General features: G+C 71.6%; 16 protein-coding genes and 1 pseudogene. 7 read left to right on the top strand and 10 right to left on the bottom strand.

What is annotated here, in order from left to right; all coding sequences use genetic code 11:
* Window positions 1-9: 9 nt before the first annotated feature.
* Genes OG494_RS45025 through OG494_RS45005 form a run of 5 tightly spaced genes read right to left on the bottom strand, consistent with a single transcriptional unit; the run spans window position 10 to window position 7428 of the window.
* Window positions 10-795, bottom strand: coding sequence for an SDR family NAD(P)-dependent oxidoreductase (locus tag OG494_RS45025; RefSeq protein ID WP_328449435.1), 786 nt, complete (start codon window positions 793-795; stop codon window positions 10-12).
* The gene (locus OG494_RS45020; protein ID WP_328449434.1) at window positions 795-2495 is read right to left on the bottom strand and encodes a hydantoinase B/oxoprolinase family protein; all 1701 of its coding nucleotides are present in this window, start codon (window positions 2493-2495) and stop codon (window positions 795-797) included. The genes OG494_RS45025 and OG494_RS45020 overlap by 1 nt, the downstream gene beginning before the upstream one ends.
* 35 nt (window positions 2496-2530) lie before the next feature.
* Entirely contained in the window at window positions 2531-4564 is a 2034-nt protein-coding gene (locus OG494_RS45015; RefSeq protein ID WP_328449432.1) for a hydantoinase/oxoprolinase family protein, read from the bottom strand.
* Window positions 4565-4574: 10 nt separating this feature from the next.
* The gene (locus OG494_RS45010) at window positions 4575-6206 is read right to left on the bottom strand and encodes a thiamine pyrophosphate-binding protein (RefSeq protein ID WP_328449430.1); all 1632 of its coding nucleotides are present in this window, start codon (window positions 6204-6206) and stop codon (window positions 4575-4577) included.
* Window positions 6207-6249: 43 nt separating this feature from the next.
* Entirely contained in the window at window positions 6250-7428 is a 1179-nt protein-coding gene (locus OG494_RS45005; RefSeq protein ID WP_328449428.1) for an NAD(P)/FAD-dependent oxidoreductase, read from the bottom strand.
* 96 nt (window positions 7429-7524) lie between these two features.
* Between OG494_RS45005 and OG494_RS45000 the strand changes: the two genes are divergently transcribed.
* Window positions 7525-8889, top strand: a complete 1365-nt coding sequence (locus OG494_RS45000; RefSeq protein ID WP_328449426.1) for a WS/DGAT/MGAT family O-acyltransferase — start codon at window positions 7525-7527, stop codon at window positions 8887-8889.
* Between the two features lie 11 nt (window positions 8890-8900).
* Here OG494_RS45000 and OG494_RS44995 read toward each other — a convergent pair whose 3' ends face one another.
* Window positions 8901-9860, bottom strand: a complete 960-nt coding sequence (locus OG494_RS44995; RefSeq protein ID WP_328449424.1) for an aldo/keto reductase — start codon at window positions 9858-9860, stop codon at window positions 8901-8903.
* Between the two features lie 107 nt (window positions 9861-9967).
* Between OG494_RS44995 and OG494_RS44990 the strand changes: the two genes are divergently transcribed.
* From OG494_RS44990 to OG494_RS44980, 3 genes are all read left to right on the top strand, one after another.
* Window positions 9968-10495, top strand: coding sequence for an ArsR/SmtB family transcription factor (locus tag OG494_RS44990; RefSeq protein ID WP_328449422.1), 528 nt, complete (start codon window positions 9968-9970; stop codon window positions 10493-10495).
* 499 nt (window positions 10496-10994) lie between these two features.
* Window positions 10995-11222 (top strand): hypothetical protein, encoded by a 228-nt coding sequence (locus OG494_RS44985; RefSeq protein WP_328449420.1) that lies wholly within the window; start codon window positions 10995-10997, stop codon window positions 11220-11222.
* 73 nt (window positions 11223-11295) lie between these two features.
* A complete protein-coding gene (locus OG494_RS44980; RefSeq protein WP_328449418.1) occupies window positions 11296-12540 on the top strand; it encodes an MFS transporter in 1245 nt (414 codons plus the stop codon).
* Here OG494_RS44980 and OG494_RS44975 read toward each other — a convergent pair.
* A complete protein-coding gene (locus OG494_RS44975) occupies window positions 12491-12970 on the bottom strand; it encodes a MaoC family dehydratase (RefSeq protein ID WP_328449417.1) in 480 nt (159 codons plus the stop codon). The genes OG494_RS44980 and OG494_RS44975 overlap by 50 nt on opposite strands.
* A 65-nt stretch (window positions 12971-13035) precedes the next feature.
* Between OG494_RS44975 and OG494_RS48545 the strand changes: the two are divergent.
* Both OG494_RS48545 and OG494_RS44970 read left to right on the top strand, forming a co-directional pair.
* A pseudogene (locus OG494_RS48545) lies at window positions 13036-13209 on the top strand (ArsR/SmtB family transcription factor); the annotation flags it as partial.
* A 211-nt stretch (window positions 13210-13420) separates the two neighbouring features.
* A complete protein-coding gene (locus OG494_RS44970) occupies window positions 13421-13699 on the top strand; it encodes a hypothetical protein (protein ID WP_328449415.1) in 279 nt (92 codons plus the stop codon).
* A 364-nt stretch (window positions 13700-14063) separates the two neighbouring features.
* Here OG494_RS44970 and OG494_RS44965 read toward each other — a convergent pair whose 3' ends face one another.
* From OG494_RS44965 to OG494_RS44955, 3 genes are read right to left on the bottom strand one after another with little or no spacing between them, the layout of a single operon-like run.
* Window positions 14064-14321: a hypothetical protein gene (locus tag OG494_RS44965; RefSeq protein ID WP_328449413.1), complete on the bottom strand. Its 258-nt coding sequence runs from the start codon at window positions 14319-14321 to the stop codon at window positions 14064-14066.
* Window positions 14322-14377: 56 nt separating this feature from the next.
* The gene (locus OG494_RS44960; protein ID WP_328449411.1) at window positions 14378-15760 is read right to left on the bottom strand and encodes an amidase; all 1383 of its coding nucleotides are present in this window, start codon (window positions 15758-15760) and stop codon (window positions 14378-14380) included.
* A complete protein-coding gene (locus tag OG494_RS44955; RefSeq protein WP_328449409.1) occupies window positions 15757-16755 on the bottom strand; it encodes a D-2-hydroxyacid dehydrogenase in 999 nt (332 codons plus the stop codon). Before OG494_RS44955 ends, OG494_RS44960 begins: the two co-directional genes overlap by 4 nt.
* 104 nt (window positions 16756-16859) lie before the next feature.
* Between OG494_RS44955 and OG494_RS44950 the strand changes: the two genes are divergently transcribed.
* Window positions 16860-17600, top strand: coding sequence for a maleate cis-trans isomerase family protein (locus OG494_RS44950; protein WP_328449407.1), 741 nt, complete (start codon window positions 16860-16862; stop codon window positions 17598-17600).
* Window positions 17601-17642: the final 42 nt, after the last annotated feature.

Raw genomic sequence — 17642 nt, 5'->3', positions numbered from 1 at the left:
GGGACTCCGTTACCTGACGCCGAGTTCGAAGTCGAGGCTGTACCGGTTGCCCGGCATCACCCCCGCGGCCTTCGCGCCGTCGATCGGCAGCACGACGCCGTTGATGAAGCGCGACTCGTCACTGGCCAGGAACACCACGGCCTTCGCGACTTCCCACGCCTCGCCGACGCGAGCGGCCGGCGTGCTCGCGACGAGCTGGTGCTGCTTGGTCTCGAACTCCTCCGGGGACGCGAGCGTGCTGCGCAGCATGTCGGTGTCGATCGCGCCCGGGTTCACCGTGTTGGCGCGGATGCCCTGGTGCGCGTGGGCGACGGCGATCGACTTCGTCAGCCCGACCAGCGCGTGCTTGGTGGCGTTGTAGACCGGGTCGCCGGGGCGGCCCATCACGCCGCCGTTCGACGACGTCGTGACGATGCTGCCCGCCTGGCGCTCGAGCATGTGCGGCAGCACGGCGCGGGTGCCCAGGAACGCCGCCCGCACGTTGAGCGCGAAGATGTCGTCGAAGTCGGCCAGTGTCGTGTCCACCAGCGGCTTGCCGAGGTGGCCGCCGACGTTGTTGAACAGCACGTCGATCCGGCCGGTTTCGGCGATGACGCCGTCGACGAACGCGCCGACCTGGTCCTCGTCGGTGGCGTCCACTATGGAGTGCCGATAGCCCGCCAGGGACTCGGCGGGCTCGCGGATGTCCGACGCGAACACCGTCGCGCCCTCGGCGAGGAACTCCTTCACCGTGGCGAGGCCGATACCCCGCGCGCCGCCGAAGACGACCGCCACCTTGCCGGCCAACCGACCCATCACTTACCCGCTCTCAGTCGTGCTGTCTGCTCTTCGTCCACCACGTAGTCCTCCGGCAGCCGGACGAGTGTGTCCGGTTCCCCGAGGTACCGCACTTCGACGCCGTACACCTCACGCGCCGCCGCCGCCGAGACGTACCCTTCGACGACGTCCGCGAGCACGGCCGTCACCGGCCGTTCGCGCGGCGGCCCGTAACCGCCACCGCCGGGGAGTGTGACGTCCACAACGGACTCCGCGGCGAGGGTAACGCGGCTCTTCGCCGGCAGGTCGGGCCCGTCGCGCAAGCCGAACCGTCCGGGTGAGCCCGCGCCGCCACCGTCCACACCGGACGCCGCCGCCCGCACGCGGTCGACGTTCCCGTTGACACTCCAGGAATCCACGGCGCGTGCCACCATCGTGGTCACCTGTCCGAGGCCGCCGCGCCGGCGCCCGGGGCCGCCGGAATCCACCCGCAGCACCCGTTCGGACTGCACGAGCGGCGCCATGGTCTCGATGACCTCGGTCGGCGTCGAGCGCAGGCCGCTCGGGAAACCCGTGGTGTTCAGGCCGTCCTTGTCCGCCCGCGCGCCCATGCCGCCGGTCTGGAAGACGTTGAGCATGAACCCGGTGCCCCGCCAGATGGTCATCCACAGCGCGTCCGCGCTCGGCGCGAGCGCCGCGCCGGGCAGCGCGCCGATCAGCAGCGACGGCAGGAAGTGCCCGATCAGGTGCCGTGACGCGACCGGCGCCGGCGGCAGGCAGTTCAGCACCGACCCCTCGGGTGCGGTCACGTGCACCGGCCGGAACGAGCCGGCGTTGTGCGGCACCTCCGGCGCGATCGCCGCCTTGACCGCGAACGACGCGTACGCCCGGGTGTAGTTCAGCACGACGTTGATCCCGCGCCGGCTCTGCGGCGATGAGCCCGCGAAGTCGAGGTGGATCTCGTCACCATCCACAGTGGCCGTGACACGCAGGACGATCTCTTCGTCGTCGAAGCCGTCGGTGACGATTTTGTTGGTGTAGGTCCCGTCCGGTAGCTCCCGCAGCGCGTCCCGCAGGGCGTTCTCCGAGCGGTTCATGATCTCGGCGGCGACGTCGTCGAGCGTGTCGAGCCCGAACTCGTCCAGCAGCCGCACCAGGCTCGCCGCGCCGACCTCGTTGCCGGTGACCTGCGCGTACAGATCGCCGATGGTCTCCTCCGGCGTGCGGACGTTGGCGCGGATCAGCCGTTCCAGGTCGGTGTTGACCTCGCCCGCGCGCAGGAACTTGAGGATCGGCAGCCGGAGGCCTTCCTCGAAGACCTCGTGCGCTTCGGCGGACACCAGCTGGCCGCCGATGTCGGGCGCGTGACAGCACGACGCGAACCACGCGACCAGCCGGCCGGCCCGGAACACCGGCGTTGCGACGGTGATGTCGTTGATCTGCCCAGCGGTCTGCCACGGGTCGTTGGTGAGCAGCACATCACCGGGTGCGAGCCGGTCAGCCGGGTAGGCGGCGACGAAGTGGTGCATGCCGGTGGCCATCGCGTTGATGTGGCCGGGGGTGCCGCCGACCGACTGGCCGATCATCTCGCCGCGGGAGTCGAACACCGCGCACGCCAGGTCGAGCGATTCGCGGACGACAGCGGAGAAGGCCGTGTTGACCAGCGCGTTCTGCTGTTCGGCGAGGATCGAGTGCAGCCGGTTGCCGAACAGCCCGACGAGGATCGGGTCGGTGCCCATTGCCGCCTCCGCGGGAGGGAGTGCGTCGGCGGGGCTCACGCCGTCACCTCCAGCGCGGCGTCCTCGCGAACGACGCAGTGCGCGCCTGGTGGGACGACCACAGTGGACTCGCGTTCCTCCACGATGGCCGGTCCGTCGACCCGGACACCGGGTTCGAGCCGGTACCGGTCGAACACAGCCGTGTCGGCAAAGCCGCCCGCCGACGGGAAGTAGGCCTTGCGGGTGCCCTTGCGTGCGGCACCGGACGTCTCACGCCCGGCCAGCCGGAGGGTGACGTCCGGGGCCGGGCCACTGGAAACGACGCGCCAGTTCAGCACCTCGACGCCGACCTCGGGCCCGGACCGCCGGTACAGCGCGCGGTAGGTGCGGGTGAACTCGTCGATCAGGGTGTCCGGCCAGCTGCCGTCGTGGACCGGGACGCGGATCTCGTAACCCTGTCCGGCATAACGCATTTCGGCGATCCGCCGGTGCGTCACACCGTCCACACCAGACTTCGCGAGCAGCGCCGCGCCTTCGGCCTCCATCTCGGCGAACAGGGCGTCGACCTGGTCCCACGACAGATCGAGCACGGCCGCGCGGGCGGACCGGACGAAGTCGAACGCCAGCGGCGCGGTCAGGAACCCGGCCGCGCTGAGCACTCCGGCGGCCGGCGGCGCGACGACCGCCGGCGCCCCGAGCGCGCGGGCGACCCCCACGCCGTGCACCGGGCCCGCGCCGCCGAAGGTGTACATCGGCAGCCGCGCGGGATCCTGCCCGCGTTCGACGGCGTGCACGCGCGCGGCGTTCGCCATGTCCTCGTTGACACTCGTGTGGATGCCCCACGCGGCCTCTTCGACGCTGACGCCGAGCGGCTCGGCGATGCGCTCGCGGATGGCCGTCCGCGCGGCCTCTCGATCCAGGCCCATGTCGCCGCCGAGGAAGTACCCCGGGTCGAGGTAGCCGAGCACCAGGTCGGCGTCGGTGACCGTGGGCTCGCTGCCGCCGCGGGCGTAGCAGGCCGGGCCGGGTTCGGAGCCGGCCGAGTCGGGGCCGACGGTCAGCAACCCCAGCGCGTCGATCCGGGCGATCGACCCGCCGCCGACACCGATCTCGATCATGTCGACGACCGGCACCTGCACCGGCAGCCCGGAGCCGGGCAGCAGCCGGTACTTCCGGTCCACTTCGAACTGGTGCGTCACCAGCGGCGCGCCGCCGGCGATCAGGCAGAGTTTCGCCGTCGTGCCGCCCATGTCGAAAGCCAGCAGGTCTGCCGGGCCGATCGCGGCCGCCGCCAGCGCGCCCCCGGCCGGGCCGGACTCGAGAATCCGGATCGGGTGCCGGGCCGCGGTGTCCACAGTGGCCAGACCGCCGTTGGACAGCATGATGTGCGGCGCGCCGGCGACACCGAGCCGGCGCAGCCGGAGTTCGAGATCGCGCAGGTACCGCTCGGTGAGGTCCTGGACGTAGACGTTCGCGACCGTGGTCGACGCGCGCTCGAACTCGCGGATCTCGGGCACGACCTCCGACGAGAGCGCGACCCGCAGGCCGGGCGCGACGTCGGCGAGGACCTCGGCCGCACGCCGCTCGTGGGCCGGGTTGGTGAACGCGTGCAGGAAGCAGATCGCGACGGCGTCGATCCCCCGGCCGGCCAGCTCGCGGCCGAGCCGGGCGACGTACGCCTCGTCGAGTCCGATGTGGACGGACCCGTCGGCGAGGATCCGCTCCGGGACGTCGAAGCGCAGGTGCCGCGGGACCAGCGGCTCGGGCAGTTCGATGAGCAGGTCGTACAGCTCGTACCGGTGTTCGCGCCGCATTTCCAGGACGTCGCGGAACCCGGCGGTCGCGAGCAGCGCGGTGCGCGAGCCCTTGCGCTCGATCAGCGCGTTCGTCACGAGCGTCGTCCCGTGCACGACCTGCTCGACGTCGCCGGCGGCGATCCCGGCGTCGGCGAAGAGCGCGGCCAGGCCCTCCTCGACCGCGCGGGCCGGCTCGTCGTGCGTGGTCAGCACCTTGCCGACGGCGACGATCCCGGCGCCGTCCACCGCGCAGAGATCGGTGAACGTGCCGCCGATGTCGACACCGATCCTCATCTGCCGTTCCTCATCCGGCGGCCTTCCGGTACCACCGCGGCGAGGAGTTCAGCGGCGGCTTCAGCTTGGCCTTCACGACCAGCACGTTCGGCTCGTCCGACTCGACGAACTCGCCGAGCAGCCGCCGGAACGCGCGCCCGAACCCGGAGACGCGGTCGGCGTGCACGCCGAAGGAGCGCGCCAGGCCGACGAAGTCCGGGCTGTCCCAGTCGACCCCGCGCCGCGGCAGCCCTTCGCGCTCTTGGTCGTAGCGCAGCATGCCGTAGCCGCCGTCGTCGACCAGGACGACCGTGACCGGCAGCTGTTCCTGCGCGAGCGTCGCGAGATCACCGCAGGCGTAGAGGAACCCGCCGTCGCCGGTGATGCAGATGGCGCGGCCGACCCCCGCTGCGGCGGCGCCGAGCGACGCCGGGAAGCCGTAACCGAGGGTGCCCCAGCCCATCGGGTAGGCGAGCTTGCGCGGCGCCCGCACCCGGTGGAAGCCGCCGACCCAGTAACCCGCGACGCACATGTCGGACACCAGCACCGCGTCCGTCGGCAACACCTCGTCCAAAGTGGACAGGAAGTCGTAGGCCTGCGGCTCCTCCTCGCGGATGCGCTGGCGCACCCGGCGGCCGATGCCGGCCAGCCGCAGCGTGATGTCGTCGAGCCCCGCCCGCTGCTTCGGCAGCAGGCGCTCGACGATCGCGCGCGCGTCACCGACCAGCGTCAGGTCCGGCGGGTAGTTCTTGGCGGCGTCGTCGGCGTCGACGTTGATCGCGATGAGCGTGGGCGGCTGGGGCATCAGCCAGTTCTGCGTCATCAGGCCGTCGAAGTCGGTGCCGATGGCGAGCACGACGTCGGCCTCGTCCCACAGCTCGCCGACCTCCGGGGTGTGCACCGGGTTCGGCGCCAGGCACGGGTGGTCGAGCGGCAGCAGGCCGCGGGCGGCGAACGTGGTGATCACCGGCGCGGCCAGCTTCTCGGCGAGCGCGCCGATGGCCGCGCCCGCGCCCGAGCGCAGCGCGCCGCCGCCGGCCCAGATCAGCGGGTGCTGCGCGTCGGACAGCAGCGCTTCCGCCCGCGCGAGGTCGGGGACGTCGCTCTCGGGCTTGCGGTGCGGCGCGGGCGGACGCCGGTGCGGCACCTCTTCGCGCAGGTAGTCGGTCGGCACGCCGAGGTACACCGGGCCACTCTGCGGCTGCAGCGCGAGCCGGGCGGCGCGGTGCACGGTGGTGCCGATCTGGTCGGCCGCGCGGACGGTGAAGCCGCCCTTGGTGATCGGCGCGAACATCGCCTGCTGGTCCGAGGTCTCGTGCAGCACCCCGCGCACGACGCCGGGACGACGCAGCGTCGAGGGGATGTCCGTGGCGATGACCAGCACCGACGCGGCGGAAGCCATGGCCTCGCCGACGGCGCCGAGCGTGTTGGCGGCGCCGGGCCCGGTGGTCACCAGCGCGACGCCGAGCTTCCCGGTGGCGCGGGCGTAACCGTCGGCGGCGTACCCGGCCGTCTGTTCGTGGCGGACGCCGATGATCTTGATGCCGGTCTCGGCGAACGCCTCCCACAACGGCAGGTTGTGCACCCCGGGCAGGCCGAAAACGAGCTCCGTACCCAGCGATTTCAACGCGTCCGCCAGCTCCCGCGCACCACTCACAGCCACGGCCCGGATACTGCCAGATCGTTGAACGATCTGGCAATCGCCCCTAGACGATGTTGTGCTCGGCCGGTGCGCTACCGGCCGCCGCGAACCGGCGGACATCCAGCTCGGCGACGTCGATCGCCGTCGGCCGGCCCAGGTAGAGGTCCCGGATCAGCTCGCCGGTGGCCGGACCCATCTGGAAGCCGTGGCCGGAGAAGCCGGTCGCGTAGAAGAACCGCGACAGAAGGACGCTTTCCCCGATGATCTGGTTGCGGTCCGGCGTCATCTCGTACAACCCGGCCCACGCCGTGCGGATGCCGGCGTCCAGCACGGCCGGGATCCGGCGCCCGGCCAGCTCGGCCAGCCGCGGCAGCCACTCGCCCGCCTCGTAGCGGGTGCCGAAGCCGGGGAAGCCGTCGTCCTCGCAAAAGGACATCGCCAGACCTGCGCCTTCGCGGTGGAAGTAGAACGCCGAGGGCATCTCGATGGTCAGCGGCACCGACTCCGGCAACCCGGGCACCGGACCGGTGAACACGACCTGGCGCCGGAACGGGCGCACCGGCAGGTCCAGCCCGGCCAGCGCGCCGACCCGGCCCGACCACGCGCCCGCCGCGCACACCACCGCGCCGGTCCGGACAAAGCCCGCCGTCGTGCGCACGCCGGTCAGCACGTCGCCGTCACGTTCGATCCCGGTCACCTCGACGCCGGTCCGGAGCTGCGCGCCGCGGGCGCGTGCAGCTCTGGCGTACCCCTGCACGACCGCGTCCGGCGTCGCCTTCGCGTCGTCCGGCGACCAGAGCGCCGCGACGACGCCGTCCGGTTCGAGCAGCGGGAGGACGTCCCGCACCTCCGAGGGGTCGAGCAGGTAGCTCCGGACGCCGTGCGCGCGCTGCAGCTCCGCGCAATGTCCGATTGCGGGCACGTCCGCCGGGTCGGTGATCAGGTACAGGTAGCCGTCGCGGCGGAAGTCGATCTCGGTGCCGAACCGCTCCCGGAACGCGCTGTACTCGGCGAGCCCGCGCAGCCCCAGCTCGACGTTCACGGGCTTGGTGAACGACGACCGGATGCCGCCCGCGGCCTTCGCCGTCGAGCCCTCACCCAGGCCGTCGCGCTCCAGCAGCAGGACGTCGACGCCGGCCTCGGCCAACCGGAACGCGCAGCTCACCCCGATCACCCCGCCGCCGATCACCACGACTTCGGCCATCTGTGGCAGGGACGTTTCCCCGGCGCTGCGGACGGTCATACTCGCCAATGTAGAACGTGATCCACCGGTGGCACCCGAACGCGTAGAGTCGGCCCACCGGGGCAGCGACGCTCCGCGCGCGGAAGGTGGTACCCGATGCCGATGATGCCGGTGACCGACTCGATGTTCCTCCTGGTGGAGTCGCGCGAGCACCCGATGCACGTCGGCGGTCTGCAGCTGTTCAAGAAACCGGACGGCGCCGGCCCGGACTACCTGAGCGGCATCCGCCGGAACCTGCTCGAATCGGACAACATGCGGCCGATCTTCCGCCGCCGCCCGGCGCGTCCGGTGAACACGCTCGGGCACGTCGCCTGGTCGACCGACACCGAGCTCGAGCTCGACTACCACTTCCGGCACTCCGCGCTGCCGCAGCCGGGCCGGATCCGCGAACTGCTGGAGCTCGCCGGCCGCTGGCACGGCACCCTGCTCGACCGGCACCGGCCGCTGTGGGAGATCCACCTCGTCGAAGGCCTGGCCGACGGCCGGTTCGCCGTCTACACCAAGGTCCACCACGCGCTGATGGACGGCGTCTCGGCGCTGCGCCACCTGCAGGGCACGCTGTCGGACGACCCGTCGGACATGGACTGCCCGCCCTGGTGGGGCACCCGGCGCAAACCGGGCGAAGGCCGCACCCGGAGCCCGCGGTCGCTGCTGGACACCGCCGGCAAGACGGTCAACCAGATCGCGAGCCTGGCGCCGGCGGCGGTGAAGGTGGCGCGGGAGGCGTTCGGCGAGCACACGGTGACCCTGCCGGGCCAGGCGCCGCGGACGATGTTCAACGTGCCGATCGGCGGCGCGCGCCGGTTCGCGGCGCAGTCGTGGTCGCTCGACCGCGTGCGGCAGGTGGCCAACGCGGCGGGGGTGTCGCGCAACGACGTCGTGCTCGCGATGTGCTCGGGCGCGCTGCGGGACTACCTCATCGAGCAGCGCGCGCTGCCGGACGCGCCGATGATCGCGATGGTGCCGGTTTCGTTGCGCCGCAAGACCGATCCGGGTGAGGCGACCGGCAACAACATCGGCGCGCTGCTGTGCAACCTGGCCACCGACCTGCCGGACGCGGGCAAGCGCCTCGGCGCGATCCACCAGTCGATGCGCAACGGCAAGCGGCTGTTCTCGGAGCTGACGCCGTTGCAGACGCTGCTGCTCTCCGGGATCAACGTGGCGCAATTGGGCGTTTCGCCGATACCCGGCGTCGTGAACAACACGCGGCCGCCGTTCAACCTGGTGATCTCGAACGTGCCCGGCCCCCGCAAGCAGATGTACTGGAACGGCGCGCAGCTCGACGGCATCTACCCCGCGTCGGTGCTGCTCGACGGCCAGGCCGTCAACATCACGCTGACCAGCAACGGCGACAACCTCGACTTCGGCATCACCGGCTGCCGCCGCAGCGTGCCGCACCTGCAGCGCATCCTGACGCACCTCGACACGGCGCTGGTCGAGCTGGAAGCCGCCGTCAAGTAGTCCGAAGCGGACTAGACGACCCCCTCCGGCGCGGCCCCGGCGATCTGCACGGCGTCGGCGGTGATGCGGTCGATCTCGGCCAAGTCATCGGACGTCAACGTGATGTCGGCGGCGGCGAGACTCGCCTCGATGTGCCGCGGGTTCCGCGCCCCGACGATGGCGGCGTGCACCCCGGGCCGGGCGAGCGTCCAGGCGATGGCGAGCTGGCTGACAGCGACGTCCCGCTGGGCGGCGAAGGCCTGGAGTTCGTCGACGATCTTGAGGTTGCGGCGCAGGTTGTCCCCCTGGAACGCACTCGACCGCGACCGCCAGTCGGTGGTTTCGAAGGTGCTGTCCGGAGTGAACGCGCCGGTCAGCAGGCCGCTGCCGAGCGGGCTGTAGACGAACACGCCGATGTCGTGCTCGCGGGCGTAGGGCAGCGGGTCGGTCTCGATGCCGCGGCGGAACAGGTGGTAGGGCGGCTGGAGCGTCTCGACCGGCCGCGTCTTGTCGAACTCGGCCAGCTGCGCGGAGCCGTAGTTGGAGACGCCGACGTGCCGGACCTTGCCGGCGTCGACGAACTCCTGCAGCAGCCCGGCGACGTCCGCTGCCGGGGTGTCGGGGTCGGGCCAGTGCACCTGGTAGACGTCGACGTGGTCGCGCCCGAGGTTGCGCAGGCTCTCGTCGAGACCCCGGGTGAGCCACGCTCGCCGGGAGTCGCGGGGTCGTTCGGCCCGCGGGTTGATGCCGCCCTTGGTGGCGACGACGACGTCCTCGACTCCTCGCAGCGCCCGCCCGAGCAGCACCTCGGAGCGGCCGCGGCCGTACGCCTGCGCCGTGTCGAAGAAGTTCACACCGAGAGCGCGGGCGTGGTGGATCGCCGCGATCGCGGTGTCTTCGTCGAAGGCGCCCCAGTCGCCGCCGAGCTGCCAGGTGCCGAAGGCGATCTTCGAGACTTCGAGACCGCTGCGACCCAAGATCGTCGTACGCATGAGTCCAGCACAGCACAGACGTCGGACCACTGCACCGATCTTCCCGGCGAGCGAAACCCCCAAATAACTCTTTGACAGTCGCGGCCGTGTCCCCGAGACTCGGGAGCATGTCCCTCGACGACCTCCGGGTCCTGGCCCACCCGCTGCGCATGCGCATCCTCTCGCTGCTGACGGGCACGGCGATGAGCGCGGCGGAGGCGGCCCGCGAGCTGGGCGAAACCCAGGCGAACATCAGCTACCACTTCCGCCGCCTGCACGACGCGGGCCTGCTGGACGTCGCGGAGGAAGTCCGCATCCGCGGCGGCCGCGCGAAGCGCTACCGCCACGACCCGGACTCCGGCCGGCGTCTCACCTCCCGCGACCCGGTCGAGGAACAGATGCTGACGAGGGCGATCGCGAGCGAGCTGCTGCGCCGGGCGGAGTCCCGCGCGTCGGGCCGCCCGGCATCCCTGTCGGACGCGGAGCTGTGGCTGGCCCCGGAGGTGTGGTCGGAGCTGCTGGCGCGGGTGAAGGAGGTGAGCCACGAACTCCACACCGCGGCGCAAGCGCCCAGGACGCCGGGGACGGTCCGGGTCAGCGTGAGCATGGCGCTGTTCGAGCTGACTCCGGGGGAAGCGCCGGAGGAGCCGCAATGAGCACTCCGCTGTACTCGCCGGGGTTGGCGACCGCGAGGAATCGCTGTGCGCACCTTGCTTTCGGCCATCATCACAGGTCTATCCGAGCCGACCCCGATCACGCCGCCGGCGGAGGAATCGCGATGAGTGCTCCGCTGCTCGCGAGCCCCGCCGTGGTGCCGTTCGGGTCGCCCCCGTGCACCGCAGTAGTCGCCCGTTCTCGTGCTGACCTCGGCCATGTCACCAGCGAAGAGAACCCTGATTCTCGCCGACGCCTGTGTGAGGCCTACCCCCGATCGCTCCCGCGGGATTGCGATGAGCGGCCTGCTGCCCGCCTGCCCCGGCGCAGCGTTGACCGAGCCGGCCCGAGTTTCTTCGCATCTCGCCGTGCGAAGCCCTCGCCGTGGACCCGCGGCAGCGCCACCGGCGGAGGAGTCATGACGAACTCGCCACCGCCTACCGGCGTCGGCGAGGCGCATTTCGAGCCGGCTACAGCCGTCCCGTCTCCGAAGGAATCGTGATGACCACCCTGCTCCCGGCCGGCCCCGAGGCAGTGCCGTTCGAGCCGGATCCCACTGTGCCACTGGCGAAGGGCGGCGACGAGCACCCCGCTGTCCGCCAACTGGAAAAGGCGGGCCGGTACGAACGGGCACGGATCGCCTTCGCCCGGGACCTGTTCGACCGGCACACACCGGCGCAGCTCTTCGAGCCGGCTCTGGCCATCCTGCCCGCAAAGCACTCGCGATGAGCACCCTGATGCCCGCCAACGCCGTGACGCAGTCCAAACCGGCCCCGATCGCACCACTCGCGGAGGAATCGTGATGAGCGCGCCACTCTTCGCGCCGTTGCGGGAGCACCGGTTCCGGGCGCTCGTCGCCGGGCGGACCTTTGCCGACTTCGCCAACGCCGTCGCGCCCTTTGCGCTGGCCTTCGCCGTGGTCGACCTGACCGGGTCGGCCGTGGATCTCGGGATCGTCGTCGGGGCCCGGTCGGTCGCCAACATCCTGCTCGTGCTGTTCGGCGGGATGCTCGCCGACCGGTTGCCGCGGTCGGTGATCCTGCAGGGCACCGAAACCGCCGCCGCGCTCACGCAGGCTGCCATCGCCGCGAGTGTCCTCTGTGGATTCGCCTCGGTGCCGCTGCTGGTCGGGCTCAGCCTCGTCAACGGCGCCGTCTCGGCCATTTCGCTGCCCGCCGCCGCGTCGCTCACGCCGCTGACCGTACCCGGCACGCTGCTCACCCAGGCGAACGCGCTGGTCCGGCTCCTGTCGAACGTCGGCCGGATCGCCGGGGCCAGTCTCGCCGGGGTCCTGGTCGCCTTCGCCGGTTCCGGGTGGGCGCTCGCCGGGAACGCGCTGCTGTTCGTCGCCGCCGCGCTGTCCTACCACCGGATCCGGCTGCCGAGCGGGGACCGGATCCCCGGCAGCCGCCCGCTCGCCGAACTCGCCGAGGGCTGGCGCGAGTTCCGCGCGCGGTCCTGGGTGTGGCTGGTGGTGCTGCAGTTCATGCTGGTCAACGCGGTCAACTCGGGCGCGATCGTGGTGCTCGGCCCGCTGGTCGCCGACGACACGTTCGGCCGCACCGGCTGGGGCCTCGCCTTGGCGGTGCAGACCGCCGGCGCTCTGCTCGGCGGCGTCATCGCGGCCCACTGGCGACCCCGGCGGATGCTGTTCCTCGGCGTCGCGCTGGTCATGGCGGACGCGCTCCCGATGATCGCGCTCGGCGTCACGCCCTACCTGGCCCCGCTGCTGCTCGCGATGTTCCTCGGCGGCATCGCGCTCGAGCAGTTCTCCGTCGCGTGGGACGTGTCGCTGCAGGAGAACATCCCGCCGGAGAAGCTCGCCCGCGTGTACTCCTACGACATGCTCGGTTCGTTCCTCGCACTGCCGCTGGGCCAGATCAGCGCGGGCCCGCTCGCCGAACACGCCGGCCGCGAGGCGACGCTGATCGGCGGCGCGGTGCTGGTCGTCGTCACGACCGCGCTCGTGCTGTGCAGCCCGCAGATCCGCGGCTTGGTCAGGCGGACGCCGGTCGCACCAGAAGGAAGTTCACCAGGTTCGCGCTGAACACGACGTCGGCACCGTCGTCGACGAACTCGACCCGGGTGCGCAGCACTCCCCGGTCCGGCTTCGAGCGTGAAACGCGAGCCTCGGTGACCGTCGCGCGCAACCGCAGCACCGCACCCGGCCGGACAGGACGCGGCCAGCGCAGCTCGTCCACCCCGGGACTGCCCAGACTGGCCACAGTGGACAGGTAGTGCGCCGCGTAGAGCCGCATCATCAGGCTCGCCGTGTGCCAGCCGCTGGCGATCAGCCCGCCGAACGGCCCGGCCGCCGCCGCGGCCGGGTCGACGTGGAAGCTCTGCGGGTCGTACCGCCGGGCGAACTCCAGGATCTCGGCCTCGGTCACCTCGACGCTCCCGCAGTCGTAGGTCGCGCCGGGAACGTAGTCCGCGAAGTAGCGGTCGCCGATCGGGGTGCCGAACTCGCTCGTCATGGCCGCAGAGTGCCACAAGAACACTTCGATCCGGAGCGAACGGTTCCCGGGCTACCCTCGAGGTCATGCCCGGGGAACCCGACATCGCCTCGGTCGCCCAGGCGATCGGCGAACCGGCACGGGCCGCGATGCTCCTGCAGCTGCTGAACGGCGACGCGCACTCCGCCCGCGCCTTGGCGACGGTGGCCGGTATCGCGCCGTCCACCGCGAGCTCGCACCTGCGCCGGCTCTGCGACGCCGGGCTCGTGCACGCCACCGAAGCCGGCCGGCGACGACTGCACCGGCTCGCGGGCCGGGAGGTCGCGCACCTCGTCGAGGTATTGACCGCCCTCGCCCCGCCCGCTTGCCCGACCGGCTCCAGCCCGACCCGCCGTCCGGGCCGTTGCTGCGAGCCCGAGCCTGCTACGGCCACATCGGCGGCCAGTAGCGGCGCTGCTGCGCGAAGACGGTGTGATCGACAACCTGGCCCCGGGCGAATCCGGCACGGTCCGCACCTTCGACCACCCGCTGTTGGTAGCGCTCGGCATCACCGCCCTGCCGGACTCACGCCCCGGCGTGCGGGCGTGCCTCGACTGGTCGCACGGCACCGTCCACCTCGCCGGAGCCCTGGGCGCCGCACTGTTCACGTCATTGCTCGACGACGGCTGGGTACGCCGCCACCCACGCGGCCGGGCGCTGCGGATCACGGAACCGGGCCGCCGCCGGCTCGCCGAGCTCCGGATCGGCTGACGGCGCTGCTACCCCGCGCGCAGGCGATCGTCGCCACGCTCCGGGCTACCGACTCGCGCGAAAGTCAGTGCCAGGCTGCGACTGACGGCCTTCCCTGCTACCGGCCTGCGCCGATGTCCGGGCCGGACCGCGATAGCTGCCGCTCGCGCTACCGACCCGCGCGGAGATCGGCGCCAGTCGGCGATGGCGGTCACGCTCGCGCCACTGCCCCGGGCGGATACCAGCGTCAAGGTGCGCTGGTCCCCACACTCGCGCCGGGTGCACGTCTGGACATTCGACGCGACGCGCCGGACTGCCGCTGGTTTCTCGCTGCAGACCGGAGCCGGTTCGAGCGGATGTCAGTGCCGGCCCGCGATGGCCGTCGCTACCGGCTCGCGCGGGGCTCCGGGGTCAGGTCGCGGTGACCGTCGAGGCGCCACCAGCTCTCGAGAGTCTCGCGCAGCACCTTGAGCAGCTCCCCGCCCGTCTCCAGGGGAACCAGCGCGGCCGGGCCGTCGCCGACTCTCAAGCCCGCGGCCAGCCGGTCGCCCTGCTCGATCAGGCCGACGACCACGCTCGTCGGCTCCCCGGTGACGTCGACGGTCGGAATGGCTCGTTCGTACCGCCAGCCTTGAGCGTTCACCCGGCCGACAGTGGCACAGCTTTCCCGGCCGCGGCCGGGGTTTCACCCTTAAGTGGTCAGGCGGGCGCCCAGGGCCGCACTTCTTCCAGCAGCTTCGCGACGGCCAGCACGAGGTCGTCCGAGTGCCGCGGCCCGACGATCTGCAGCCCGACCGGCAAGCCCTCCGACGTGCACCCGGCCGGCACGCTGATCGCGGGCTGCTGGGTCATGTTGAACGGGTAGGTGAACGGCGTCCACTCCGGCCACTCGCTCAGCCCGCTGCCCGGCGGCACGTTGTGACCCGCCTCGAACGCGGGGATCGGGACGGTCGGCGTGATCAGCACGTCGTAGCGCGTGTGGAATTCGCCCATCAGGATGCCCAGCGCGGCGCGCTCGGCGGTCGCGTCGAGGTAGTCGCTCGCCGACCAGGTCTTGCCCAGCTCCCAGACCTTGCGCAGGCCGGGATCGGTCCGATCTTCGGAACCCGCCGGGAAACTGTCGAGCAGCTTCGCCGCGCCGGAGGACCACAACACGTCGAACGCCGGTTTCGGGTCGGCGAAGCCGGGGTCGGTCTCTTCGATGTGCAGCCCGGCGTCGCCGAGCGCGCGCACCGCCGCCGCGACGATCGCGGCCACTTCCGGGTCGACGTCGACGTAGCCGAGCGTCGGGGAGAACGCGGCGATCAGGCCGCGCACGTCCCGCCGGACCGCCTCGCGGAACGACGTCACCGGCGGCGCCAGTGCGGCCGGGTCACGGTGGTCGGGGATCGACAGCACGTCCATCAACATCGCGGTGTCGTCCACCGACCGCGCCATCGGGCCGGCGTGCGACAGCGGCCCGAACGGGCTCGCCGGGTACAGCGCGATCCGGCCGTGGGTCGGCTTCAGCCCGACGATCCCGCAGAACGACGCCGGGATCCGCACCGAGCCACCGCCGTCTGTGCCGACGGACAGCTCACCCATCCCGGCCGCCACCGCCGCGGCGCTACCGCCGCTCGAACCACCGGACGTCTTAGTGGGGTCGACCGGGTTGCGCGTGATCCCCTGCAGCGGACTGTCGGTGACGCCCTTCCAGGCGATCTCCGGCGTGGTCGTCTTGCCCAGCAGCACAAGGCCGGCCTCGCGCATCCGCGCCGCGACCGGGCTGTCGACGTCCCACGGCTGGTCCGGGTCGATGCTCTTCGAGCCCCGGACGGTCGGCCAGCCCTGGGTCAGGAACATGTCCTTGATCGAGGAGGGCACCCCGTCGAGCAGGCCGATCGGGTTGCCGTCGCGCCAGCGGGCCTCGGACGCCTTGGCCTGTTCCAGCGCCCCGTCGGCGTCGACGAGGGTGTAGGCGTTGCACTCGCCGTCCCTGGCCTCGATGGCCTGCAGCGCGTTCTGCGTCGCCTCGAGCGGTGAGAGCTCACCGGTCGCGTAGGCGGCGACGAGCTCGCTGGCGGTCAGCATCCTGTCGTTCATCCGGCTCCCTGGTTCCCCGACGGCACGTAGCCGAGCGTCTTGTCGACGACATTGCGCAGCGGCTCCCCAGCGCGCCAGCGGCGGAAGTTCTCGGTGAACACCTCGACCAGCGTGTTCCGCCAGCCGATGAAGTCCCCGGACATGTGCGGCGAGAGCAGCACGTCCGGCATGTTCCACAGTGGACTCTCGGGCGGCAGCGGCTCGGTGTCGAACACGTCGAGCGCCGCCCCGGCGATGACGCGATCCGTCAGCGCCGCGACCAGGTCGGACGTGACCACCAGCTCGCCCCGCCCGACGTTCACGAACCGGGCCGACGGCTTCATCGCGGCGAACGCGCGCGCGTCGAACAAACCTTTGGTGTTCTCGGTCAGCGGCGCGACCGCGACGACGTAGTCGGCCTCGGGCAGGTACTCGGTGAGCTGCGCGGAATCGTGCACGACACCGAAGTCGGGGTCACCGGTGCGCGCCCGGCGCCCGGCGCCGCTCACCCGCATCCCGGCCGCCCGCAGCAGCCGCGCGATGGCCCGCCCGATCGGCCCGGTGCCGACGACCACAGCAGTGCGCCCGGCGATCCGCTCGCTCTCGCGATGCAGCCAGCGCCCCTCGCGCTGCAGGTCGTGCGAGCGCGCGAAGTCCTTGGCGAAGGCGAGGACGACGCCCAGCACGTACTCGGCGATGGCATCGTCGAAGACGCCCCGCGAGTTGGTCAGGACGACGTCGCTCTCCACAAGCCCCGGGAACAGCACGGGGTCGACGCCGGCGCTGGCGATGTGCAGCCACCGCAGCCGGTCGGCCGCATGCCAAGCGCCCGGCACGGCCGTCGAGAGGAAGTCGTAGACGAACAGCGCGTCCGCGCCGCACAGCGCTTCGGGCAACCCGGCCGCGTCCGTGTAACGCACGACCGCCTCGGATTCGACTGCACGCATGTCCGGTGGACGGTGCTCGCCGCAGAGCACGGTCAGGACGGGAGTTTCCCGGTTTTCCGAGGCGATCACGTTGACACGGTAAAAGCGGCTCGTATGATTGTCAACAATCCGAGGAACGACCCCCGGAGCACCGGACGTGTCATCAAGTTCAGACGTATTCCGGAGGCTGAGCCTTGGATTTCGACTTCCTGGCGTTCGAAGGCCCGCTGGCGCAACGCGGCATCGGGGTGATCGCCCCCTTCGACCTCGCCCTCGAGCGCGAGCTCTGGCGGTGGGTGCCGATGGAGGTGTCGCTGCACCTCGCCCGCACGCCGTACGAGCCCGTGCCGGTCAGCATGGAGATGGCGCGCCTCGTCAGCGACAGCCACCACCTGGCCAGCGCCACCCGCGACGTGCTGCACGTCGAGCCCGAGGTCGTCGCTTACCTCTGCACGTCGGGCAGCTTCGTCAACGGCGTCGACTACGAACGCTCCCTGACCAAGGCGATCTGCGACGCCGGCGCGCCGGACGCCGTCACCACCTCGGGCGCGCTGGCCGAGGTGCTGAACCAGCTCGACCTGCACCGGGTCTCGGTGCTCACGCCGTACGACGCCGACCTGACCCGGGCGCTGCACGACTTCCTCGGCGAGCTGAACGTCGAGACCGTCGCCAGCGATCACCTCGGGCTGGGCGGCGGGATCTGGAAGGTCAGCTACCGGACCATCGCCGAGCGCATCCTCGCCGCAGACCACGGCGAAGCCGAGGCGATCTTCGTCAGCTGCACCAACCTCCCCACCTACGACCTGATCGAGCCACTGGAAACCGCCCTCGGAAAACCGGTGCTCACGGCCAACCAGCTGACCATGTGGGCGTGCCTGCGCCGCATGAACCTGCCCATCGTCGGCCCCGGGAAGTGGCTTCGTGACGTGTCGTGAAGGGTTTCCTTGACCATCCCTCTAGGATTGTCGACAATTTGC

Source organism: Amycolatopsis sp. NBC_00438 (genome assembly GCF_036026695.1).
Taxonomy (GTDB): domain Bacteria; phylum Actinomycetota; class Actinomycetes; order Mycobacteriales; family Pseudonocardiaceae; genus Amycolatopsis.
The sequence above is the reverse complement of the archived record's forward strand: the minus strand, read 5'-3'. Positions and strand labels throughout refer to the sequence as shown.